Source organism: Paenibacillus mendelii, from assembly GCF_024498075.1.
GTDB lineage: Bacteria > Bacillota > Bacilli > Paenibacillales > Paenibacillaceae > Paenibacillus_Z > Paenibacillus_Z mendelii.
Map to the genome: position 1 here is coordinate 17,026 of NZ_JANHOF010000005.1, position 22,132 is coordinate 39,157.

A 22,132-nucleotide genomic window follows, 5' to 3' on the forward strand; every position below is an offset into this window, starting at 1 on the left:
GAAATTACGATTTATCATGCTCTTGGCGCCATGAATCCAGATGTTTTTGCACCTCTGCACGTACTTTCTCAAGTCCGGCTTTATGCAGTTCATCATTAAATTTGGGCAGGAAGGTGTCGATATCGACACTGCCGGTCATGAGTAAAGGATAATATTTATGCCAGACATGTTCGATTTTCTCGAATTCATCATTCATCATGGATAGGTCAGGGTTAAACCCGAGTACGTTAGATTTTTTGACTTTGGCGTTATACGCACGGAATTGCTCCCATTTATCCAGAGGATCAGGAAAATCACCGCCAAGCGTATTTAAGATAAACCAATTTCCTTGTGTGAATTGAACCCCCGCATATTTGGGAGCTTCATTCGTTAATAGCTTCCCCTGAGCATCCTTCGGCGGAATAAGAACAACCTGACCATTGTGATCCAAGCTGTAATGAATTCCTTCTATACCATAGTTGAATAGATTGCGCAGCTCGGAATCGGTATTTAGTAAATTTAAAAATGCGATGCATTCTTCCGGATGTTTCGTGTTTGCGTTAACAGCCATCATCCCCCCAAGCACGGAAACATTCGTCGCGATCTCAGGAGTGACAGGATTCGCTACAACCTTGTACCCCAGATCTTTACTCCAGACGCTCTCGGATAGTGGTCCGCCGCTTGCGGATTTCCAGAATACCTTTGAATCTCGCTCTAGCGCTCCCGGTTCGCGCAGTGCAGCATCTTGATTAATGAACCCAAGCTGATAGTAACGTCGGAGTGTTTTTAATACTTGCTCGGCCTCAGCGGTTTCGAAGATATTGACGACGGATGCGGTTGGATCCAGTGATTGTACCGCTAAAGGTATTTTATTGTTTGTAATATATTCATAACCGTACATAGCGAAAAAATTGTGGGAGTCCTTGTTCAGCTCCATGGGAATGTAATCCGGTTCATTCTTTTGTATCAACTGTAATAGAGGCTCTAGTGACTCTAACGTGTTATATTTTGAGATATCGATGTTATATTTTTTAATTAAGGCTTCCGGGTATATCCAATTTTCAAGCACGGCTAGTTCCTTGTTCGTAGGAATGCCGTAAATACTTCCATCGTTAAGCTTCGCGCCTTCCCAGAAGACAGGGTCAATCGCATCATACATCGCTTTGCCTTGATTCATTAAATAATCATTTAGCTTCAGCCAGTTACCGCGTTTGGCGTTCGTTATAAAGTTAGGGGCAAAGGCGATATCAAATGAGGTGTCCGATGAGATCATGGTATTCAAACGATTGTCGTACTCTTCCCAGCCAATTTTAATATAGGTGATTGTAATTCCAACCTTCCGTAGAAGAAGCTCATTGATCTTGTTATTGACAAGATTTAGATCCTTATCTGGATCACCAATCGTATAATAAATAAGGTTTACAGGCGATTCGTCGCGGGAATCGGGAGCATCCGAATTCTGGTTCGTGCATCCGGTGAGTTGTATAAGGAACAGCAGGGCAAGGCCAACGAAATGGAAACGATACTTATTCATGACATCTATCTCCCCGAACATGATTGTCCATTAAAGCCGGTTAACTCTTTTCGCGTAAATCGGAGGGCGACTTTCCAAAGTAACTCTGGAAATGGGTGTAAAAATAATTTAAGTTATTATATCCTACTGCACAGGCAACCCATTGAATCTTCTCATTTGTAGATAAAATGAACTCTTTTGCACGCTGCATACGATAAATCATCAAATACTCGGACAGCTTCATCTGTGTTTCTTTGATAAATAATTGCCCCAGATAGGTACTGTTCATTTGTAAGCGTTCGGCAACAGATTTAAGTGTGATGTTCTGGGCATATTCAGTCGTAACCATAAGCAGAATACGTCGTACTAATTTGGATAGCGTATCATGGGGGACACCGAGTACAGGGTCCATGTGGAGTGAACTTGCATGTGGATTCCCTATTGTCCCATGGAGATCCTTAACAATTATATTCTCGACCACCCGCTGCATCTTTTCACGTTCCACAGGCTTTAGTAAATAATCCTTGACTCCGCAACGAATCGCTTGCTGAGCGTAGTGGAAATCACTATAACCGCTCATAATAATATATTTTGTTGGAAGGTTGGCTTCATTGAGTCTTTGAATTGCATCGTATCCACGGTTTTTACCAATACACACATCAAAAATGGCGATATCAGGTATTAACTGAATGGCTCTGGATACCGCCGCATCTGTGGAATTACAAGTTTCGATGTATTCGAACCCGTAGCTCTTCCAATCCAGAATACGTTTCATTCCTTCCAGAATTTGTGGCTCATCATCAACAATTAACAGCTTGTACATCTCTAATCACCTCTTTAGAAATCTGTACAGAAATTTTAACACCTGCTTCGTCATTGTTAGCGATGCTTATGGAAAGGCCTTCCCCATAATAATATTTTAGTCGCGTATAGACATTATATAAGCCGATACTCTTCGTGTTTGCGCCGTAGTTGCTCGATAGGGCATTTCGAATATCAGCCAGCCGATCTTCCTCAATGCTGATTCCGTTATCGATAAATTCCAATCTATAGAAATCTTTGTCTTCTCGGCCTGTAACGATAAATAGATTAAATTCCTTCTCAATCGAAAAACCGTGAATGAAGAAGTTCTCCGCTAACGTTTGCATCCAGAACTTTATGGTAGGAAGCTCCAGAATGGATTCCGATACGTCGATTTGATAATAAAAATGATCCGGGTATTTAAACTCCATAATTTTAAGGTACTTTTGCAGCAGCTCCAGTTCGCTTCCAATGGTAATAATATTGTCCTTCTGAACAATCTCACGATATAACGAGCCTAAAGTAGCAATGGCATCTGCTGTATGCGCGTCCTGATTCACCAACGCTGTAGATCGAATAACCTCTAATGTATTATAGAGAAAATGTGGATTGATCTGATGCTGCAGCGCTTTCATTTCAGCTTCCTGCTGTTTCAGCTTGAGTATAAATTCATTGCGAATATGTCTGTCAAGCTGGTGGATCATATCGTCTACTTCACGCGCAATCATGCCGTATTCATTACGCCGATAGCGTGCAGGTTTATTCGGGGTGAAGTCGGCGGTTTTCACTCGTTTAATGGATTGAATAATACGGTGCAGGAAGCGGGCATCGTCCCTAAGATTATAAACCACGAGCAGTAGTACGCTGAGAATAGCCGTTAAGATGACGAAGAATAGCATGTATAGCACGGAGCTTTGCTGCCGTATTAATGTACCCAAATCTATTGTGCTTACAAACCTATAATTAAATTTCGATGATGAAAAAGTGACGTAGAAGATCGGTGTCAGCGAGTTATCAAATATAAATCCATGGGTATCCTTATTGGCAATGGCTCGTTGAACAATCTTCTTATTGCCATTACCGATGAGATATACATCTCCAGCAGCATTAACGGCGGCTGCTTTACCAAGCTGATAATTGCTGACACTGCTGAAAATTTGCTCGCTGCTAACCAGAAAGCGAATTTCACCTGACCCCTCTGAGGTGTGAAACAATTTCTTTCGATATACGAAACCCTTCTGAATGCTTTCTTGGAATATTTCATCATCATTGGATATACCAAATTGATAGCTTGGGATGCCTTTGTTATCAAAAAGCATTACATTACTGCTATGCTCTGAATGTACGCTGATTTGCTTAATATCTCCCTGTGCCCAATTATACAGGTAGGTTTTTACATCTTCCGGGAAGGAGAGAAGCTCCTGTTCGGAGTATGGGTTGTTCAACAGCCTATTAGTCAGATATTGACCGATGGTTGGACTCATAAAGTATTGCGCATCCTTCATTAGCGCCTGATTGGAATAAATGCGCTGGATATAAGCTTCTATGCGATCCGTATCGTTTTGGAAATTATTCTCTATGCGGGAAAAAGCATTGGCAGCTTCGATTCGAGCGTTGCCAAGCGATTGATTGATTACGATTGCACTCGTCAACACATGCAGCGTTAATCCAATTAATACAATGAAGATTAGATAGGCCCAAAACTTATTACGATAAATGATGATACGCAAAAAAGTAGTCATGCGGCACCTCAACTCATAGGGTGGTAAATATTGTATAGCAAGGTGAAGAATCGCACACTCTATTCCATTTTGCCTATTGGACGCAAAAAGTATATGGCATAGTATCAACTATACCATATACTTTTTGTGTAGTAAGGCTTATTTGAAGTAATTATCAATTTGCTCCTGAGCCTTTTGCATAATTGTATCCATACCTGCGTTTTTCAATTCAGCAATCATTTTTGGTACAACCTTTTCAGGGTCAGAAGCGCCTGTGATCAATTCGTATTTGTATTTGTCCAATACAGCATTAGAGTTGGCCACTTCTGTTTGGATATCGGAAACGTCAAGGGCGAAGCCGAGAATAGTTGAAGCGGTAGCTTCTTCATTCAATTTCTTCACTTGCTCCCATTGATCTTCAGGTGCGCCTTTCGTTACGGCCATATTGAAGAATGTACCTTGCGAGTAGGCGGCCAAAGGCCATGTATCCGTTGTACGCTCGACAACTCTATCGCCATCAATGCTTTTGAAGTCCACATCTGGTTCACCAAAGGCAAGCATGTTACGTAATTTTGAATCCGTGTTCACCAATTGCAGGTATTTCAAAGCTTCTTTTTTGTATTTCGAATTCGCCGAGATTGCGTTCAATGAACCTTGAATTGTACTTGTCGTATAGAGTGGTCCCAATACTTTGTTCATCACATATTTCTCTACGTTGGCATTGATTTGCCAACCGACCTCAGCACCTGGGAAAGCTTGTGCAGCAAAAAATGGTCTGTATTTCTCACCTTCGACTTTAGTTGGCGCATCCGGGTTAATGATGCCGTCCTTATACCATTTGTGAAGCATTTTTAAATTAGCCATAACATCAGGCTGTTCTAATACAGAAACAACCTTACGTGCAGGATCATCCGTCTTAACGCCGAGTGGTAAGAAGCCCAATGTCATATCATCATAATCGTTAAACAAGCCATTGATGCCTTCGTTCTGAGTAAGCTGCAACGGATAGAAGTTCTTTCCTTCGCCGGCTTTCATATCTTGAAATGGTTTGTCCAAGTCTTGCAGCGTCTTAATGTTCTGGAAGTCGATGTTATACTTCTGTATGAGCTTATCATCATAAACCCAGTACTGCGAAAGAGAAGAGTCTTTGTAAGTTGGAACGGAATAGAACTTACCATCAACCTTAGTACCGTTCCATACTTCTTCCGGGATTAAGCTGTACAATTCAGGTGCTTCAGTTTGAATCAAATCGGTAATGTCGGCAAAAGCGCCCATAGCTACCTGCTTGCTATATTTCCCATTATTCGTGAACATGATGTCGAAAGGTTCGCCTGTGTTGACAATCGTGTTTATTTTTGTATCCCATTCGCCCCAGCTCGCGACTTTGATATCAACTTTTACACCGATTTTTTCTGCGGTATATTCATTCATCTTGTCAATCGCTTGACCAAAGTTTGCCGGAAGCGGAGTACCCCCGATTAGCCACCATACCAATGTTGGAACTTCTTTGTCGGCTGGTTTTTCCGTATCCGTTGCGTTTGTTTTCGAATCCGTATTCGTGGAGCCATTCGTTGACGAGCCTGAGTTGTTAGAACCGCTGCAGGCGGCCAAGACGGATGCCATTAATGCAAGAATGCACAGTGCTGATAAAAGCTTAAAAGATCTTTTCACCTAAATTCCCCCTATAGTAGTATGTTTGTTTTGCGCCATTACACAAGCTGTGCAATGGCATATCATAAACCAGGCTGGATCTGGCTTACTTCGTAATTAGCCTTTGACTGCACCGACCGTAAGTCCAGAAATAAAATATCTCTGGAAGAATGGATAAGCACATGCAACGGGCAGGACGATGAGAATCGCAACGGCCATACGAGCAGATTCCTTAGGCATGGTTGCTACAAGCTCTGCAGCGCTAACACCTATGGTCGAAGCATTTCTCGCTAGCGCGTCGGCATTGGTCATTAAGTTGTTAAGTAACGCTTGTAAGGAATACAGATTCGGGTTATCGATATACAGCATGGATTGGAACCAGTCATTCCAGTAGTTGAAGCATAGGAATAATCCAATCGTTGCAAGAACAGGTAATGATATAGGCAGAATGATAGAGAAGAAGATTCGAAATTGGCTCGCTCCATCAATCTCAGCTGATTCGATCAGACCATCAGGAATGGTGCTTCTGAAAAAAGTCTTACAAATGATGACATTAAAGGATGAGACCGCAAGCGGTAAAATAAGTACCCAAATGCTATCCTTCAATCCTAATAAATTGGAATTAATAAAGTAGCTGGAAACGAGACCGCCGTTGAAAATCATGGGAATAAAAACAATCCAGGTCAGAAAATTTTTATGCCTGTAAGTTGGACGTGAAATCACATAGCCCATCGAGGTTGTTAGCAGTACACCTATTGCAGTTCCAACAGCTGTTACGAATACGGATACACCTAGAGCACGCAAAATGATCGTTCCTTGCTTGGCTATAAAACCGTATGCTTCCAGTGATAAAATCGGCGGGAGGATACTATAGCCCGTTTCTCGAATGTAGGACTCATGCGTCAGTGATATGGATAATACGACAATCACGGGGATGACGCAGGCAAGTGCTACTAGAATGAAAATCAAGTTAATTAGAATATTGACGCCGGTACTCGTTCGATTGAATTTCTCAAGTCCGGACTCATAGGTTTTTGCTGCCATTCTCGCACACCCCCTAAATCATTGCACTATCAGAGTCAATTTTTTTGACAATCCAATTGGCCGTTAGAATTGTAATACAACCAAGTACAGATTGGACAAATGCAGCAGCAGACGCCATGCCGATTGTAGCGGATTTCAATTGTTTGTATACTAATACGTCAATCGTTGTGGCTACCTCAAACAAGGAGTTTGAATCACGAGTGACCTGATAAAATAGTCCGAAGTCGGTGTAGAATATGCGTCCTACGGATAGGATGAACATCATGACGATGACAAGCTTGAGCAATGGAATCGTAATGAAGCGGATTTGCTGCCAGATGGAAGCGCCATCAATTACAGCAGCTTCGTAGTAACTGCTATCAATAGCTGTAATGGTTGCCAAATAAATAATCATGCCATAACCAATACTCTTCCAAACATTCAAGAAAATAAGAATATAAGGCCAATATTGCGGTTCCATATACCAGTTTATGGATTCGGCTCCGAAGCTGCCCAAAAACTGATTTAGAATTCCTTTGTCGAAGCTGAAGAAGGCCCAGCCTACCGCGGAAACGACGACCCACGACAGGAAGTAAGGGAGAAACATCATCGTTTGGTATACTTTCCCTGCCTTGCGATTATGAAGAAGTCCAATCATAATGGCGAATACCACGGGCAGTACAATGCCGAGAATAATAAAGATGATGTTGTAGCCGATTGTGTTGCGGATAATAATCCAGGCATCATTGGATTTGAATAAAAATTCAAAATTTTTCAAGCCAACCCAAGGGCTGTTAAACACATTACTAAGGAAGCCCCCGCTAATTTTAAAGTTTTTAAAAGCGATAATAATACCGAACATGGGCAAGAAACAGAATAAGATGTACCAAATGGTTGTTGGTATGGCCAGGAGAGTTAATTCAATATCTTGTTTTCTCCACTGAAAGCGCTTTGATTTTTTGAGTTGTTCTGATTTTGCGCTCATCGTATGAACTCCTTCATTTGTTATTAGTCCCCTTTTTCGTAACCGCTTACTTAACTGTATTGTATAAAAGAAAATGGACGGTCTTCTAGTTAACAAACTTAATTTCTTAGTCAAGAAACGTTAGATTTCAGATAAAAAGTCTTGTGATGTCGCTTCATGTTGTAGGGGAAGCAAGCACACCGAGAGTCACAACCCAACCTTAGCGGCAACGCCTAATCTGACCATCCGCTTTGTTTACCATTTGTAATCGAGGGGGATGACATATTGACATTGACGAAGGGTTAAAATTCTCATATAGTAAATTTGTATTTATTAATAATACAAATTCGGAGGCGTTAGCATGACGAAGAATCGTTTATCTAAGGAACAAATCGCTTCGTATCATGAGAATGGGTATTTGATCGGACTTGAACCGGTGTTCGGCGATTCGGAAATGCTGCAGCTTAACGAGGATCTGCAGAAGCTGGCCCAGCTGTTAGAGCCGGGAGAGAAAATGTCGGCCATCAGAGAATGGCACATGTCAAGTAAGTGGTTGTATGACGTATGTACGAATCCTAAAATTCTCGACTATGTCGAAGCAATTCTAGGACCGAATTTTTACATGTGGGGTTCTCAGTTTTTCGCAAAAGCCCCGGGCTCCAGAGACACGGTCGCATGGCATCAGGACGCCTACTATTGGCCGCTTCACCCGCATAACTCGGTGACGGTTTGGCTGGCTTTCACGGACGTTGACGAAGAGAACGGGGCGATGCGGATTATTCCAAAGAGCCACAAAGCCGGATTGATCAAACACACGAGCGTCACAGGCGATTCGGTGCTGGCGCTTGAGCTCGAGCAGGGGACGTTTAACGAGGCGGATGCGCAATCTCTAGTATTGAAAGCCGGGCAAATTTCACTGCATGACGATGCCATCGTACACGGATCGCCGGCAAACGGATCCACCCGCTGGCGCAATGGGCTGACGATACGTTATTCCGGTACGAATGTGAGATGCGATTTGTCTAAAGCGCCGCAATTCAAAGCATTTCTGGTGAGGGGGACCGACGAGTATAACTATAATCCGCAGGGGATGATTCCGACGGAAACGTTTGTGCGTCTGCCATCCGATCAGCACATCGCAAGCACGGACGAAGTGAAGCAGTAACGCTTGTCGTTGCAAGACTTCCCGATTTGTGCTGCAATAGATAGGAATGGAAGCATCAAGAAAGGTTGGACGAAACGGGATGTCTTTGTACGCAACGCTAAAAGACCAGATTGTGAAGCAAATATTGGACGGCACCTACAAGAGCGGCGATGTGCTTCCCACGGAGCATACGCTGTGCGAAACCTATGGGATGAGTCGCGTGACCGTTCGCAGGGCGCTTGACGAGATGAAGAAGGAAGGATTGGTGGCAAGCGTACAGGGGCAGGGAACGATCGTTTCGTTTCGGAGGGGCGGCTTCTCCAGCTCTCTTGAGATTATTGCCTTGGTGGCCCCGGTGCACAATCCTTTCTTCGCCTCGTTCATGGAGCACTTCGAGCAAGTAGCGGAGGAGAACGGATCGCTTGTTCTGTTCAAGCAGGATTTTCAAGGTCAGGATTTGTCCTCTCATGAGCTGTATTATCGGTTCATTAAGAAAAATATTCGCAATGTTGTGTTATGGCCGCAAACGGATCGTATTGATTACGAGCTGTTGACAAGGCTGCGTTCGATCGGAATGAATCTGGTTTTTTTCGACCAGCTGTTCGATACGAACGTAGCCGACTCGGTCGGGCTGGACAACAGTCACGCAGTTACGGCACTCTACGACAAACTGAGCCCCACCTCCGCGGAAGAAATCCTCTTCATTGGCTATGAAGGCTTGAATATGCCGAGCGAGCTTGAACGGGAGCAGGCGTTTATCGCAGCCGGCGGCGGCAAGCTGTACCGGGTTCCGTGGGGAGGAGATATCGAGCGGGAGACGATCTCTCTATTGCAGCGGCTGCAGGAAGAACAAGCGTTGCCGGCGAAAATTCTGTGCTGCAACGGGCCCATAGGGCTGGCAGCGGCCCGATACTTGGACATTCGCGGATGGAAGGAAATCGAATTAGCTGTCATTGACTTTCTTCCGGAAATGACCAAGTATCGAATGATCGTCTATAGGCAGCCGATGAAAGAGATGGCCATAAAGGCTTACCAGCGACTCATCGCGCAGAACAATCAAGGCGAGTCGTGGCAGCCACGCAGCTACCCGGTGCAGGGCGAGCTGGTCTTATTCAATTGGGAATGAGGACCGCTGTCAGAGCAAATGAGGCGCAAACTAAAAAATATACATAGGAAATACTAAAGAATGGAAATACGCATCGGCTGATTATCGATTATTGTTGTAAGTAAAGATGTGTAGAATATGCACGATTTCTCATATGCCGCTCGTACTTCTCTTCAGAAGACTACGGGCGGCCCCAATATGGCAATCGACGCAACGCAACCGGTTAAGGGTTGCGTTTTGTTATTGTGTTAAGGTTTTTCAATGGGCGACAAGTAAATGCTAACCAGGAGGATCCTAATGAGTATAGCAAAGGTTGAATATCCGATGGTGAGAATTCCTGCAGGTGAAATTCAATTAAGGGATGATCGAATCAAGACAACCTGGACGGCACAGGTGAATGCATTGCTGCTTGCACCGCTTTACGGTTACGAAAGCGTTATATAGGCTCGATACTGCAAAAGGCAGTTGGACCTCATGACGATCCTCAATCTCCGGTTGTAGATGTCTCATGGAATGATGCGATCCTCTTTTGTAATTTGCTTTCCCGGCACTCGGGACTAAAGGAATGTTATTCAATAACTTGAGTATTGCGATTTCCTACGGAACTATCGAAAATGGGCAGACTTGTAGCAGGACGGATAACTCGGTTGTTCAGGCAGGGATCTTGAGGTGCTTTAGGATGTCGAATAATGGTCTTTCTCCAGGGCTTGTTGATACACGTAACGATGATTTGCCCGAAGTACTCCTGCGGAAATGGTTTTCGCTTACGACATGAGCAGTAACCACGCAGTGACACCAGACTGATTTTCCTGCTTCATGCGATTATGAAAACTAAGATCGGGATTGATTACGACAAGATCCGCCGAGTATAAGGGCACAATAAGACCCCGCTTGCCAAGCTTGAAGCGCTGAGCCGGGAACGAGGTCAGCTTGCGGACGGCCTGCTCCAGAGTAAGCAGCCCGCTTGCCGTAAGGGATTGCAGCGTTTTCTCCGCAACCGTCAATTCCGTTATGTCAAAATTAATGCACAACGAGCCGATCATCTGACCGCTGTCATTTTTCATATACAACGATGTTGAGCGCAATATGCGTCCGTCCTTCGTCTGCGTTACATAATTGTGCCGGTTGCCGCCATCGGCCGTGCCCCTTATTAATTCAAGCCCAAGATTCGTCCCGGGATCGCCGACATTGCGACCGGTTACGTGCCCGTTCTCGATCGCAACGATCGTACTTCGTAGGGGCGCGTCAGATCATGCAGGATTACCTCGTAGTTGTCTCCGAACCGCGCCGCAATGCCTTTCGTCAGATCGGTAAGAAACTGCAAGTTGTGCGAGACCGATTCCATTCGCGAACCTCCTGTTCAGATTAGTAGATGGTCAAATCGAAGCATATTTGCGAAGTGAACAAACAATAATTTAGTTGAACTAACAAAAAGCGTGGACGAGATGCTCGATTGCGAAGGCCGGCGCGATAATAATTTTAAGGATGCATCGGCTTGTCAGCAGAAGAATATAAAACAGTATACATGTAAGAATCTTTTCAGGTTATAAAATGGCTATTGAATCTTCGTTCGAAAACAAATCTTTACAGAATAGCAAACTGGTTTTAGAAATACATTAAAACCAAGGTTTCAATTAGTGAAACATCCTGAGATGATTTAACCATTTATGGATTATCGTGGGGACAGGAGACGTCGCAATGAAAGAAGAGCAGGAGAAGCAAGACAGGTACACGATTTATTCGATCGAGAAAGCGCTTGAATTGATTGAGCTGCTGTCCGAACGGGAATCTGCCAGCCTGATCGAACTGGTGGATCTGCTCAAGCAGCCGAAGTCATCGCTGTACCGCATCATCCTCACCCTGGAGAAAAGGGGGTATGTGGAGCGAAGCGATAGCGACGGGAAGTATTGTCTCGGCTACAAAAATTTGATCATCACCCGGAATCTGCTAGAGAAAAACAATCTGCGCGGCTCGGCTATTCCCGAGATGAACCGTCTGATGGAACGGTATGGCGATACCGTAAACCTCGGGGTATTGTCCAACGGAGAGGTCTTATATCTCGAAATTATCGAAGGGACATTTGCTCTTCGAATGACGGACCGGGTCGGATCGAAGGCGCCGCTGCATGCAACTGCCATGGGCAAAGCGATAACCGCTTTCATGGAAGAGCCGGAACGAAACCGGCTTGTCAGCGAAATGTCGCTTCAAAAAATAACCGACTATACGATCGTCGATAAGGGCAAGTTGCTGGAGCAGCTTGAAACCATTCGGCAAGCGGGCTATGCGGTAGACGATCAGGAGGTCGTGGAAGGGGCGCGATGCATCGCTGTTCCGATCTTCGATATGTTCGGCAAGGCGGTCGGGGCGATCAGCTTATCCGGAGCACTGCATCGTTTTCCGAAGGAGCGCCTTCAGGAAATTGCGGAAGAGATGAAGCGGTCGGCAGGTCTTATTTCGCTAAAGCTGGGACATGTGCAGGCCTAGCATTCTCATTGTCAGAGGGAGGAAGACAGCAGATGAGTCAACATGGAAGAAATCGAAACGCCGGCCGTGCTGGTCGATCTGGACCTGCTGGACCGCAACCTGCGTCAAACTGCGGAGGTCGCCGGTCGGGCAGGCGTCAAGCTGAGGCCTCACATTAAAACGCATAAAAGCATCTGGATTCGGCAGACAGAAGCTGGAGCGGCTTCGCAGACTGATGGAGCGCGCCAGCATTACCGCAAGCACGGATGATGAGACGGTGGCCAAGGGATTATCCGATCTGGGAGAAGCGATCCATCGCAAAATTCCGCTCTATGTCGATGTCAACACGGGTTTGAACCGTATGGGCCGCGAGCCGGGGCAGCCGACAGCCGAATTGGTGAAGCGGATCTGGATCTCGGCTCTGCCCGGAGTTGAGGTTGTCGGTCTGATGACGCACGGAGGGCATACGGGCCAACGAAACTCGATGAGGTGCGCAGTACCGCACGCCTGGAAGCGGAAGGACTTGTAGCGACGAAGCGACTGCTGGAGGTTGGAGGCTTGAGGTGAAGGCATACCGACTCGGGAAATTAGCGTGGGCTCGGCCTCTGCGAACGGTTCGGGATTGCCGGCATGACGCCACAGGAGGCTGTTGCAGCTTCTCTGGATATTGATGAAGGGCCGGTCGTCCTGGTTGAAGGCTCGGATAATGTCGGCGGCGGCGCTCCTGCGGATTCGACCTATATTCTTGGTGGCGAGGCGCTTGCGATTGAAGCGGACGTCTTCCGTACAGCCGAAGCGATAGCGATGGTAGGCACCGTGCTGGATGAATGGGGCGGCATCGATGTGCTGGTCAACAATGCAGGGGTATGCAGCCCCGCTTCCTTCCTGGAAATTACCGAAGAGGAATGGGACCGCCATGTAGCTGTTAATTTGAAAGGAACATTCATAACCGCGCAGCGTGTGGCTCAGGAGATGACGAAGCGCGGCAGTGGAGGATCGATTATCAATGTGTCCAGCGTCAACGGTCTGGCGGCGGCTAAATGAATGGCCATTGTCTTGTAATCGACGGCGGTCAGATTATCAAATTATCTTGAAGGAGGTGATGCGCACAGAAACGAACATGGCCGTTTTTTTTGAAAATGGACGCGGCGAGCGGTTGGTTTCAGCGAACTTGTCATGATATTGAGGAGGGTTTTCCATGAAAGCATTAAAGATTGTATTCACATCCATCTTAATTGCGCTTTCGGTGGCGGCTTGCTCTACGGATCAGACAGAAAACAAACCATCTGGCGGCAACGCGCCGAATACGGATAACCCACCACCCAAGGAGGTCGAATTGAAGATCGGTTTGCCCGGGGGCTACGACATAACAAGCAAGAAAATCATCGACGGGTTCCACGCCAAATATCCGAACATTAAGCTGGAAATCGAAGAAGCGCCCTGGGCTGATTTCACTACGAAAATTATTACCCGGATCGCCGGCAACAACCCTCCTGATATATGGTTCCAGGAAAACGCCGTCATTCTCGGCTACGGCGCGCGGGGGGTGGCGGAGAATCTAGAGCCCTATATCAAACGGGATTTAAAGACGGAGGACTACGCGGATGCGCTGTTCTCGGCCCGAACGGCCGACGGCAAAGTATACGGCATCCCCCACGGAATTAACGCAGGCGCTCTCGCCTACAACAAAACGATTTTTCAAGAAAACAAAATCCCGTTTCCGACCGACGACTGGACGTATCAGGATATGATCGAAACGGCGAAGAAGCTGACGAAGGATACGAATGGCGATGGCAAACCCGACATTTACGGCTTTCAGACGGGCAACAACATCACGCTGGGCTGGCTTCCGTGGATGAAAGCGACCGGCGGCTCCGCACTGGACGCCTCATTGACGAAAGCCGCATTTACCGACCCGAAATCGATTGAAGGGTTAACCTACTGGGCGGATACGATCAACAAGCTGAAGATCAGTCCGAGCCGTGAATTGGCGAAGACCGGCAAGTTTTTTGAGAACGGCAAGGCTGCAATGGTATTTCTGCAGTATTCGAGTCAGGTCCCCATCAACAAAAACAACCCTGACATGGATTGGGATACGGTGAAAATGCCGGTCGGCTTTAACGGCAACAGGTTTGTGCCCATGGTCGTGAACGAATGGATGATCTATTCAAAAGCGAAGCCGGAAGCGAAAGAAGCAGCATGGACGTTTCTCAACTATTATTTGAGCGACGAGGCGCAAACTTTTCTGTCGGAAAGCGGCGCCAGTCTTCCAGTAAAGAAGACCGCCCTGGAAGCGGTTGAGAAGATGACATTTAAGCCCGGCAACAAAAAGGCGTATACGGAAGGCATTAAGGAGGCCGGCGGCACGCTGGATGAAAATCCGACCTGGAACGAGTGGAGAGCGGCGGCGAACCCGATTCTCGATGACATCATGGACGGGAAGAGATCCCCGGAGGAAGGCGCGAAGGAGATTCAACAGAAGGTTCAAGCCATTCTCGACGAGAACCGATAAGCGTATGCCGATTACCGTCATAAATGAGGTGTACGATGCGTAAACAAGGCTATTGGGGCTTCATCTTCACCTTTCCTTTTCTGCTGCAATTGGTTGTCTTTTTCATATTCCCGTTTCTATTCTCCCTCTATCTGACCTTCACAAAATGGGATTTGTTCAATCCGCCTCAATGGGTCGGACTGAAAAATTGGATACAGTTCCTAAGCCGGGAAACGTTCTGGCTGTCCCTTCGCAATATCCTTTATTTCTCCATTCTATTTGTTCCTCTTCAGACAGCCTTCGCGCTCATTCTCGCCTATTTGTTAAACCGGCAAATTGCCGGCAAATCTCTGTTCCGCATGGTCTATTTTCTTCCCGTCATTACGCCGTGGGTAGCCGGAGGCATGATCTGGCTGTGGATTTACCATAACGATTACGGCATTTTGAACTGGCTTCTCGAAAGGTTGCGGCTATCGCCGGTCGATTGGGTGCGGAGCGGTCATTGGTGGATTGTCATCGGCTCCATTGCCGTGGTGAACATATGGAAAGGCGCCGGTTACTCGATGGTGCTCATATTGGCCGGCATGCAGAACATTTCGAATGAAATGGTGGAAGCGGCGCGCATGGACGGAGCTTCCGGCTGGACGCTGTTCGCCAAGATCACCCTTCCGATCGTATCTCCCATGGTGTACATGGTCATGATTTTATCGACGATCTCGGCCTTCCATGCGTTCGACGTCTTTCTCGTCATGTTAGGAGACATTACGGCGGTTGCAGACCGCAACTTGGTGCCGAACATTCTTATTTACCGCGATGCCTTTATGAACTTTAAAATGGGCGGCGCCTCGGCGATGGCTTGGGGACTATTCTTTATCATCCTGGCTACCACACTGATGCAGAAGAAGCTGGAGAAGAGGTGGGTTCACTATGAATAGACCATCCGCAGCGCTCCAATGGATCGTCTATCTCGTCCTGGTCGCAGGGGCGGTGATCATGCTCATTCCTTTCTTCTGGATGATTTCCACTTCGCTCATGAAAGCGGGGAACGAACTGACGCTGCCTCCCAAGCTCATTCCGGACCCGGTCATGTGGAGCAACTACAAGACCGTATGGCTCGAGGTCAATTTTGTGCGCTATACGATGAACAGCGTCTTTGTAACCGTTCTTGAACTGATCGGCATGGTTGCGTCCTGCGCAATAGTTGCTTACGGACTCGCTTTTTTCCAGTTTCGCGGGCGCAACCTCATCTTTCTGGCGATGCTCGGCACGATGATGCTGCCGTCGCAAATTACGATGATACCCACCTATTTTATTTGGAAATCGTTCGGGGCACTGGATACGTTTTACCCGCTCATATTACGCAGCTTTCTGGGAGGGGCGTTCGGCATCTTTCTGCTGCATCAGTTTTTCAAGACGCTGCCGCGGGAATTGTTCGACGCCGCGTATGTGGATGGAGCTAATCCATGGAAAATTTTCTATATGATCTATATGCCTCTATCCAAACCGGCATTGTCGGCACTCGCGGTGTTCACGTTCATCAGCGCCTGGAACAATACGCTCGAGCCGCTCATTTACCTGCAGGACAAAAAAATGTACACACTGCCGCTTGGCCTGTTGTTTCTGAAGAACGAAGTGGAGAACCGGATGACGCTTATTATGGCCGGGGCAGTCATTACCGTGCTGCCGGTGCTTATTGTGTTCCTGTTCGCGCAAAAGCATTTTGTGCAGGGCATCGCCTCGACCGGGATGAAAGGGTGAGTGAAGATGATCCGAGCCGTATTGATCGGTGCGGGCGCTAGAGGGACGCGGGCCTACGCCCCCTATGCATTGAAGCACCCGCATGAGCTCCAATTTCTCGCCGTCGCCGAACCCGACGAGCACAGAAGACTGCGGTTCGCGAAGCAGCATGGTATCGCCGGAAACGGGCAATACGATTCTTGGGAAGCGCTGCTTGACAAGCCGCGGCTTGCCGATTTTGCACTTATTTGCACACAGGACAACGAGCATTACGAGCCGGCCATGAAAGCATTGCGCCAAGGCTATCATGTCATGCTGGAGAAGCCGATGTCCCCCAGACCCGATGAAACGTTAAAGCTAGCCGAAGAGGCAGAGCGCCAGGGGAAAGCGCTGCTGGTCTGCCATGTGCTGCGATACACGCCATTTTTTCAGACGGTTAAAAAGCTGCTCTCGGACAATCGGATCGGCTCCGTTGTTTCAATTCAGTGGAACGAAAATGTCGGGTACTGGCATCAGGCGCATAGCTATGTACGGGGAAATTGGCGCAATACACAACAATCCAGCCCGATGCTGCTCGCCAAATGCTGTCACGATCTTGATTTGATTCAATGGTTGACGGGTGACGATTGCCGCTGGATTTCTTCATTTGGCGGACTGTACTATTTCAATAAGGAGCATGCCCCGGAGGGCTCGACGGAACGGTGCACGGACGGCTGTGCCGTTGAGATGGAATGTCCTTATTCCGCGATTAAATGGTACTTCAACGAAAAGGATGAATGGCCCTATAACGCGGTTAGTCCGGAGTCGAAACTCGAACAACGGTGGAAGGCAATTAAGGAAGGCCCGTACGGCAGATGCGTGTTTCGCTGCGATAACGACGTTGTCGACCACCAAGTCGTAACGATGCAGTTCCGAAAGGGGGTGACGGCCGCATTCACGATGACCGCCTTTACCCAAGAAAGCTCCAGAACGTTTAAAATTATGGGTTCTGAAGGAGAAATCCGCGGACATCTGGAGAAGAACGAGATCGACCTTCTGCTGTTTTCGGGACAGCGGGAGCGGATTGTACCGCCCAGACTCGAGGGCGGGCACAGCGGAGGCGATTATGGCATGGTTCGCGATATCGTTCAACTGCTCCGGGACAAGGAGGCGCTTCAAGAAAGCTCGCACGGCAGAGTGTCCGCCCAGAGCCATATGCTGGCATTTGCCGCGGAGCATTCCCGGATGACGGGTCAGACAGTCGTATTTGACGATTATGTCCATACCGTACACGAGCAGGCGACCAATTGATGTAACTCTTCATCTCGCATACCTGGAAGCCCGCTCCTTGTTTTAACTCGAAGGCCGTCTAGGCCGTCTGCGTCCGCAGCATCAGACTTGGAATCGTGCCGCGGACGGCAGCCGGGATCATAACTGCCGTATTTTGCTATCGGAATGCCGGTAAACCTGATTAAAGATATCCATCGCAGATCGGAAAGAAGGTTAACGAAGGAATTAGCCTTGATGCGGAGGGATTGAAATGGCGGACAAAGAAACGAATGGAGCGGACTATCCGGAGCAGAAGGAATCAAGCGGCACTCAGCAAAAGCCGGGTATGTTGATGAGCAGAAGAAAATTGTTGGCCTCACTCGGTGCGGCCGGAGTTGTACTGGCATCGGAAGGTTTGCTGTTCGGGCGGAAACTTGGGGTGACTTACGGCCAAGAAGCAACGGTATCCGGAACGGTGTCTGGCGGAGCCGATTCGCCTTTGAAGAATCTGGGACTATGCATTACGACCACAGTTGATCAATTGAGGATAACCAGCGCCCCTGATCCGAAGTATGCTTTTTATGTGACGGATGCGGGCAGGGAAGGGTTTTTCCTGTACGATGCGGCCGATACGACAACCGTTGACAATAACGGAACGGTTCTTGTCTCCACCACTGGACGCAGGTTTAAGCGCGTATATGGTGATACACTGCTCGCTTCGTGGTTCGGAACGAAGGGAGACGGGGTAACGGTCGATACACAGCCGCTGCAAAGCGCGTTAAATGCGGCGGCAGGCAGGAAGCTAATTATTCCGAAACATCGGAACGGCTACTATCTCACCGGACAATTATATGTTCCAGGCGATACTGTGATTGAATTTGCGCCCGGAACGGTCGTGCAGGCGATCGATACATTAAGCCGTCAATCCCCGTTTGAACGGCTGATCCGGATCTTGAATGTCCGCAATGTCCACATCATCGGAAATGGAGCGACGCTGCAGATGAACAAAGCCGTTTACACAACCGGCGAGCAAGCTCATATTTTCGATATCAGCGGTTCGGAGAACGTTGTCATCGAACGAGTGAACGCCAATGACAGCGGCGGCGACGGATTTTATGTAGGCGCTTACCAAGCGACGCAGCTCTACTGCAAGAACATTGTGCTGCGGAATTGCACGGCCAACAACAACCGCAGGCAGGGGTTGTCCATCATAAGCGTTGACGGATTTCTGGCCGAGAATTGCGGTTTCAATTTCTCGTATGGGACCTCACCGAAAAGCGGCGTCGATATCGAGCCGAACAGTGTGCTGGATCTGCTGAAACGGATTCGGTTTGCAGGCTGTTCCGCAGAGGGGAACGTCGGACGCGGGTTTCTCATCTCCCTGCAAAAACTGAGTGCTGTAAGCGAGCGCGTCGACATCACGTTTGAAAATTGCCGTACGAAAGGAAATTCGTTCGGCTCATCGTACAACAGCGGAGGAGACGGAGCTAAAGCTGTTAAAGGAGAAATCAGGGTGATCGATTGCGTGGCCGAAAATGAACAGTATGCGGGTTACTCGGTTTTATCCAACTCCCAGGACAGCGTGAAGACCACGTTTATCCGGTGCAGGGCCGTGAACTGCAATACGGTGAACCAGCCGGATGATCCTTACGGTTTCGGTTCCTCCTTCATCGTGACAACGGTGCCGCAGCAGGCGCGGGCTGTAATCGGGAATGTGGAATATTACGATTGCGAATCGATTGATGAACGAAACCCGCCGCTTATCCTGCGCGGATTCACGACCAAGAAGAACGCAAACGAGCTTATCCGCGGCGTTAAGTATGTCAACTGCAGTGCCAGAGGAGGAACTCAGAATCTGTATTATATCGAACCGACAGCCGAAGAGGTGGTGATCGCCAACCTGACGCAGCAGGTAACCCCGATTGTTTCTTCAGGACTGGTCGGATTGAATGAGATCGGCTGTAAGATAACAAACACCAGCGCGTCTGGCGATATCACACTTTCGCTTCTGGCGGCGAAGAAGGGTTATGCATTTACGTTTTTCGTGGATACGGCTTACGCCCTGACGATTGCGACGCAGGCGGGCGCGTCGATTCTGACGCCAGCCGGAAGCAGTGGGACTGTCAGCTCCGCAAATCCGGGAGATACGATTTCCTTGCTTGGAAGAACGGACGGGAACTGGGAAATCACGAACGCGGTCGGAGGCTGGTTCGGCTTGGGCGCATCCGTCAGTTGATGGATCGCGCCGATTAATGACGCAGGAAGGTGAATAACTATGACTTACGGGAATGACGTTCGCAAGGAAACGGCCGGCATACGGCTCGAATGGAGTTCATCCTACCAGGACTTCCTGTACTATGAATCATCCGTTACTCCAGGCACGTTGCTGGCAATGAACGTTATAAAACCCGAGAAGCCATCGTTCCTTCTGGTTCGGCTGCATGGATTGCACATGAGTATGCCGGAGCCGCAGAAACGGGATTCTCCGCTGCCGGGGAACGATTATCTTGTCGTCCAAGTGGATATGCGGGGAAGAGCGTATTCCGAAGGCTCGCCCGACTGCAACGGGTATGAGCTTGTCGATATATACGACGCTGTCAAGCTCGTGCAGCGGCATTACTCGGAATGGCTCGTCGATCCCGCTGTCGTCTTTGTTGCAGGCGGCAGCGGAGGCGGCGGTAACGTGCTGGCTGCTATTAACAAGTTTCCTGATTTGTTCGCGGCTGCCGTGGCGCTGTATGGCATTTCCGATTATGCGGAATGGTATGCGACCGATCGGATCGGCGAGTTCCGCGATGATATGGACGCATGGATCGGCTGTGCCCCTTGGGACGAACCGGAGCCCTTCGAGGCAAGGAGCGGCGCTTGTTTGGCGGAAAACCAGCTCACTCCGCTGCTGCTCGCGCACGGAACCTTCGACTCGCGGGTGCCGGTCGGCCAAAGCCGCAGCTACATGCGTGCGGCTGAGAAGTCGGGCAAGAGCCCGCTTATCCGGTACCGTGAGCTTATTGGTGTAGGCGGAGAAGAGCATACCGACCGTTTGACCGAAGAGGAACTGCGGAGGCTGGGGCAGGAGAAAGATGATCACTTTCAGTCACACGCCAAATCGATAGATATTCCTTCATGCGGGTCCTTCGTCATCGGCGGATATTTGTATACGAAGCAGTTCGTCATTTATTTGGACCATATCGACCACATTGCACGCGTCTCTTACGATTTGGGACGCAATCAATTTAAAGTAACGGCGAGACGTCCGTACCCGTATCGGATCCTGACGCCGGATGGTACCGTGACATCAGGGACGGCCAATACCGCGACATAACGTATACGGGACAGAAGGGAGGTTTCCTATGGTCGATTTTCAGTAACTCTTCTATTATAAACCGGAATTGAATAATGGCGCCGAACCTCAGCGGATCGAAGCCGACCTGTGCATTTACGGCGGTACGCCGGCCGGTATCGCCGCCGCGGTCCAAGCGGGCCGGATGGGACTTCGGGCTGTCTTAGAGGGATACCATAAGAGAGGGACATCTCCTTTTCTTGGAAATTGTGGTTTGTGGTGAACAACAATTTCTCTATCCAAAGGCGTTGTCCTTCTTCTATTTATGGATTCGACGAAGATTCTCATTTTCTAACCTTTTACTCCTATCGTCGACGGCATTATTTTCGCAACACTCAAGTCAATCAGCGATGATGGCGAGAGCGTCGTCTGCAGCAGGGAGGCGAATGGATATCGCCTTCCTACCGAAGCGGAATGGCAGTATGCGTGTAAAGCTGGAACGGGCGGTTATCGATATGGTGAGCTGGATGAAATCGCTTGGTATCATGAAAACTCGGAAGGCATGGTACATAAGGTAGGCCAAAAGCTGCCGAATGCGTGGGGACTCTACGATATGTTAGGAAATGTCTGGGAGTGGTGCTGGGATCAATACGATGTCGAAGTGTACGGCTCCTACAGAGTGTTCCGCGGCGGCAGTTGGGCGGAAGAGGCGAGAGGCTGTGGAGCAACTTGCCGACGCCGCAGTCATCCAACGTTTCGAATCGATGATCTCGGTTTTCGTCTCGCCAGGTCCCTGTAAGAGGGCGAAAAAGAGCTAGCGCAAACTAAAAAATAGACATATCGGCCTCAAACTGTGAAAAGATAGATGGCCTCTTTCTCAACGCAACCCTGACTAGGGTTGCGTTTTTTATGTGGTTAGCCGAGGGAAGATGAACCCCTAAAGGTTTAGTTCCGCGAACCATTGCCGGGAAATCATAACGCGAACGGAGCTGCGCTTCATCCAGTTCAGCCAA

General features: G+C 48.2%; 22 protein-coding genes and 1 pseudogene. 15 read left to right on the forward strand and 8 right to left on the reverse strand.

The window, feature by feature from the left end; translation table 11 throughout:
• Nucleotides 1-4: 4 nt before the first annotated feature.
• The 6 genes from NNL21_RS17490 to NNL21_RS17515 form a co-directional block, all read right to left on the reverse strand.
• On the reverse strand, nt 5-1,513 hold the full coding sequence (locus tag NNL21_RS17490) for an ABC transporter substrate-binding protein (protein WP_204822152.1): 1,509 nt from the start codon (nt 1,511-1,513) through the stop codon (nt 5-7).
• Between the two features lie 40 nt (nt 1,514-1,553).
• Nucleotides 1,554-2,315: a response regulator transcription factor gene (locus NNL21_RS17495; RefSeq protein WP_204822153.1), complete on the reverse strand. Its 762-nt coding sequence runs from the start codon at nt 2,313-2,315 to the stop codon at nt 1,554-1,556.
• The gene (locus NNL21_RS17500) at nt 2,293-4,023 is read right to left on the reverse strand and encodes a sensor histidine kinase (protein WP_256555311.1); all 1,731 of its coding nucleotides are present in this window, start codon (nt 4,021-4,023) and stop codon (nt 2,293-2,295) included. Before NNL21_RS17500 ends, NNL21_RS17495 begins: the two co-directional genes overlap by 23 nt.
• Nucleotides 4,024-4,173: 150 nt before the next feature.
• Complete coding sequence (locus NNL21_RS17505) at nt 4,174-5,685, reverse strand: ABC transporter substrate-binding protein (protein ID WP_204822154.1); 1,512 nt, start codon at nt 5,683-5,685, stop codon at nt 4,174-4,176.
• A gap of 96 nt (nt 5,686-5,781) precedes the next feature.
• Entirely contained in the window at nt 5,782-6,708 is a 927-nt protein-coding gene (locus NNL21_RS17510) for a carbohydrate ABC transporter permease (protein WP_204822155.1), read from the reverse strand.
• A 13-nt stretch (nt 6,709-6,721) separates the two neighbouring features.
• The gene (locus NNL21_RS17515) at nt 6,722-7,672 is read right to left on the reverse strand and encodes an ABC transporter permease (protein ID WP_204822156.1); all 951 of its coding nucleotides are present in this window, start codon (nt 7,670-7,672) and stop codon (nt 6,722-6,724) included.
• A gap of 340 nt (nt 7,673-8,012) precedes the next feature.
• Here NNL21_RS17515 and NNL21_RS17520 point away from each other — a divergent pair, with 340 nt between their 5' ends.
• The 3 genes from NNL21_RS17520 to NNL21_RS17530 all read left to right on the forward strand — a co-directional run bounded on the left by NNL21_RS17520 (nt 8,013) and on the right by NNL21_RS17530 (nt 10,344).
• Nucleotides 8,013-8,816: a phytanoyl-CoA dioxygenase family protein gene (locus NNL21_RS17520; protein ID WP_204822157.1), complete on the forward strand. Its 804-nt coding sequence runs from the start codon at nt 8,013-8,015 to the stop codon at nt 8,814-8,816.
• Between the two features lie 79 nt (nt 8,817-8,895).
• Nucleotides 8,896-9,921: a GntR family transcriptional regulator gene (locus NNL21_RS17525; RefSeq protein ID WP_204822158.1), complete on the forward strand. Its 1,026-nt coding sequence runs from the start codon at nt 8,896-8,898 to the stop codon at nt 9,919-9,921.
• Between the two features lie 276 nt (nt 9,922-10,197).
• Nucleotides 10,198-10,344 carry a hypothetical protein gene (locus NNL21_RS17530; protein WP_204822159.1) on the forward strand — a complete coding sequence of 49 codons (147 nt, stop codon included), beginning with the start codon at nt 10,198-10,200 and terminating at the stop codon, nt 10,342-10,344.
• A 320-nt stretch (nt 10,345-10,664) separates the two neighbouring features.
• Here NNL21_RS17530 and NNL21_RS36540 read toward each other — a convergent pair whose 3' ends face one another.
• Nucleotides 10,665-11,126: a PAS domain-containing protein gene (locus NNL21_RS36540; RefSeq protein ID WP_309145339.1), complete on the reverse strand. Its 462-nt coding sequence runs from the start codon at nt 11,124-11,126 to the stop codon at nt 10,665-10,667.
• Nucleotides 11,099-11,245, reverse strand: a complete 147-nt coding sequence (locus tag NNL21_RS36545; RefSeq protein WP_309145333.1) for a PAS domain-containing protein — start codon at nt 11,243-11,245, stop codon at nt 11,099-11,101. The genes NNL21_RS36540 and NNL21_RS36545 overlap by 28 nt, the downstream gene beginning before the upstream one ends.
• Before the next feature lie 353 nt (nt 11,246-11,598).
• Here NNL21_RS36545 and NNL21_RS17540 point away from each other — a divergent pair, with 353 nt between their 5' ends.
• From NNL21_RS17540 to NNL21_RS17595, 12 genes and pseudogenes are all read left to right on the forward strand, one after another.
• Nucleotides 11,599-12,384, forward strand: coding sequence for an IclR family transcriptional regulator (locus NNL21_RS17540; protein ID WP_204822160.1), 786 nt, complete (start codon nt 11,599-11,601; stop codon nt 12,382-12,384).
• A gap of 42 nt (nt 12,385-12,426) precedes the next feature.
• A complete protein-coding gene (locus NNL21_RS17545) occupies nt 12,427-12,633 on the forward strand; it encodes a hypothetical protein (RefSeq protein ID WP_204822161.1) in 207 nt (68 codons plus the stop codon).
• Nucleotides 12,599-12,892 (forward strand): alanine racemase, encoded by a 294-nt coding sequence (locus tag NNL21_RS17550; RefSeq protein WP_204822162.1) that lies wholly within the window; start codon nt 12,599-12,601, stop codon nt 12,890-12,892. Before NNL21_RS17545 ends, NNL21_RS17550 begins: the two co-directional genes overlap by 35 nt.
• Nucleotides 12,893-12,993: 101 nt before the next feature.
• On the forward strand, nt 12,994-13,407 hold the full coding sequence (locus NNL21_RS17555) for an SDR family NAD(P)-dependent oxidoreductase (RefSeq protein ID WP_204822163.1): 414 nt from the start codon (nt 12,994-12,996) through the stop codon (nt 13,405-13,407).
• A gap of 154 nt (nt 13,408-13,561) precedes the next feature.
• Nucleotides 13,562-14,875 (forward strand): ABC transporter substrate-binding protein, encoded by a 1,314-nt coding sequence (locus NNL21_RS17560; RefSeq protein ID WP_204822164.1) that lies wholly within the window; start codon nt 13,562-13,564, stop codon nt 14,873-14,875.
• Nucleotides 14,876-14,910: 35 nt separating this feature from the next.
• Complete coding sequence (locus tag NNL21_RS17565; protein WP_204822165.1) at nt 14,911-15,789, forward strand: carbohydrate ABC transporter permease; 879 nt, start codon at nt 14,911-14,913, stop codon at nt 15,787-15,789.
• Nucleotides 15,782-16,612: a carbohydrate ABC transporter permease gene (locus NNL21_RS17570; RefSeq protein ID WP_204822166.1), complete on the forward strand. Its 831-nt coding sequence runs from the start codon at nt 15,782-15,784 to the stop codon at nt 16,610-16,612. Before NNL21_RS17565 ends, NNL21_RS17570 begins: the two co-directional genes overlap by 8 nt.
• Before the next feature lie 6 nt (nt 16,613-16,618).
• Nucleotides 16,619-17,881 (forward strand): Gfo/Idh/MocA family protein, encoded by a 1,263-nt coding sequence (locus NNL21_RS17575; protein ID WP_204822200.1) that lies wholly within the window; start codon nt 16,619-16,621, stop codon nt 17,879-17,881.
• Nucleotides 17,882-18,110: 229 nt separating this feature from the next.
• Nucleotides 18,111-20,075, forward strand: coding sequence for a putative phage tail protein (locus NNL21_RS17580; RefSeq protein ID WP_204822167.1), 1,965 nt, complete (start codon nt 18,111-18,113; stop codon nt 20,073-20,075).
• A gap of 39 nt (nt 20,076-20,114) precedes the next feature.
• Nucleotides 20,115-21,161 (forward strand): alpha/beta hydrolase family protein, encoded by a 1,047-nt coding sequence (locus NNL21_RS17585; protein WP_204822168.1) that lies wholly within the window; start codon nt 20,115-20,117, stop codon nt 21,159-21,161.
• 67 nt (nt 21,162-21,228) lie between these two features.
• Nucleotides 21,229-21,402, forward strand: a complete 174-nt coding sequence (locus NNL21_RS17590) for an FAD-dependent oxidoreductase (RefSeq protein WP_204822169.1) — start codon at nt 21,229-21,231, stop codon at nt 21,400-21,402.
• A 117-nt stretch (nt 21,403-21,519) separates the two neighbouring features.
• A pseudogene (locus NNL21_RS17595) lies at nt 21,520-21,918 on the forward strand (formylglycine-generating enzyme family protein); the annotation flags it as partial.
• Nucleotides 21,919-22,132 lie beyond the last annotated feature (214 nt).

Excerpts from the sequence above, each read along its gene's own strand:
- NNL21_RS17490 (WP_204822152.1), bottom strand. The coding sequence starts at position 1,513 with ATGAATAAGTATCGTTTCCATTTCGTTGGCCTTGCCCTGCTGTTCCTT.
- NNL21_RS17495 (WP_204822153.1), bottom strand. The coding sequence starts at position 2,315 with ATGTACAAGCTGTTAATTGTTGATGATGAGCCACAAATTCTGGAAGGA.
- NNL21_RS17510 (WP_204822155.1), bottom strand. The coding sequence starts at position 6,708 with ATGGCAGCAAAAACCTATGAGTCCGGACTTGAGAAATTCAATCGAACG.
- NNL21_RS17515 (WP_204822156.1), bottom strand. The coding sequence starts at position 7,672 with ATGAGCGCAAAATCAGAACAACTCAAAAAATCAAAGCGCTTTCAGTGG.
- NNL21_RS17520 (WP_204822157.1), top strand. The coding sequence starts at position 8,013 with ATGACGAAGAATCGTTTATCTAAGGAACAAATCGCTTCGTATCATGAG.
- NNL21_RS17525 (WP_204822158.1), top strand. The coding sequence starts at position 8,896 with ATGTCTTTGTACGCAACGCTAAAAGACCAGATTGTGAAGCAAATATTG.
- NNL21_RS17530 (WP_204822159.1), top strand. The coding sequence starts at position 10,198 with ATGAGTATAGCAAAGGTTGAATATCCGATGGTGAGAATTCCTGCAGGT.
- NNL21_RS36545 (WP_309145333.1), bottom strand. The coding sequence starts at position 11,245 with ATGGAATCGGTCTCGCACAACTTGCAGTTTCTTACCGATCTGACGAAA.
- NNL21_RS17540 (WP_204822160.1), top strand. The coding sequence starts at position 11,599 with ATGAAAGAAGAGCAGGAGAAGCAAGACAGGTACACGATTTATTCGATC.
- NNL21_RS17545 (WP_204822161.1), top strand. The coding sequence starts at position 12,427 with ATGGAAGAAATCGAAACGCCGGCCGTGCTGGTCGATCTGGACCTGCTG.
- NNL21_RS17550 (WP_204822162.1), top strand. The coding sequence starts at position 12,599 with ATGGAGCGCGCCAGCATTACCGCAAGCACGGATGATGAGACGGTGGCC.
- NNL21_RS17555 (WP_204822163.1), top strand. The coding sequence starts at position 12,994 with ATGACGCCACAGGAGGCTGTTGCAGCTTCTCTGGATATTGATGAAGGG.
- NNL21_RS17560 (WP_204822164.1), top strand. The coding sequence starts at position 13,562 with ATGAAAGCATTAAAGATTGTATTCACATCCATCTTAATTGCGCTTTCG.
- NNL21_RS17565 (WP_204822165.1), top strand. The coding sequence starts at position 14,911 with ATGCGTAAACAAGGCTATTGGGGCTTCATCTTCACCTTTCCTTTTCTG.
- NNL21_RS17570 (WP_204822166.1), top strand. The coding sequence starts at position 15,782 with ATGAATAGACCATCCGCAGCGCTCCAATGGATCGTCTATCTCGTCCTG.
- NNL21_RS17575 (WP_204822200.1), top strand. The coding sequence starts at position 16,619 with ATGATCCGAGCCGTATTGATCGGTGCGGGCGCTAGAGGGACGCGGGCC.
- NNL21_RS17580 (WP_204822167.1), top strand. The coding sequence starts at position 18,111 with ATGGCGGACAAAGAAACGAATGGAGCGGACTATCCGGAGCAGAAGGAA.
- NNL21_RS17585 (WP_204822168.1), top strand. The coding sequence starts at position 20,115 with ATGACTTACGGGAATGACGTTCGCAAGGAAACGGCCGGCATACGGCTC.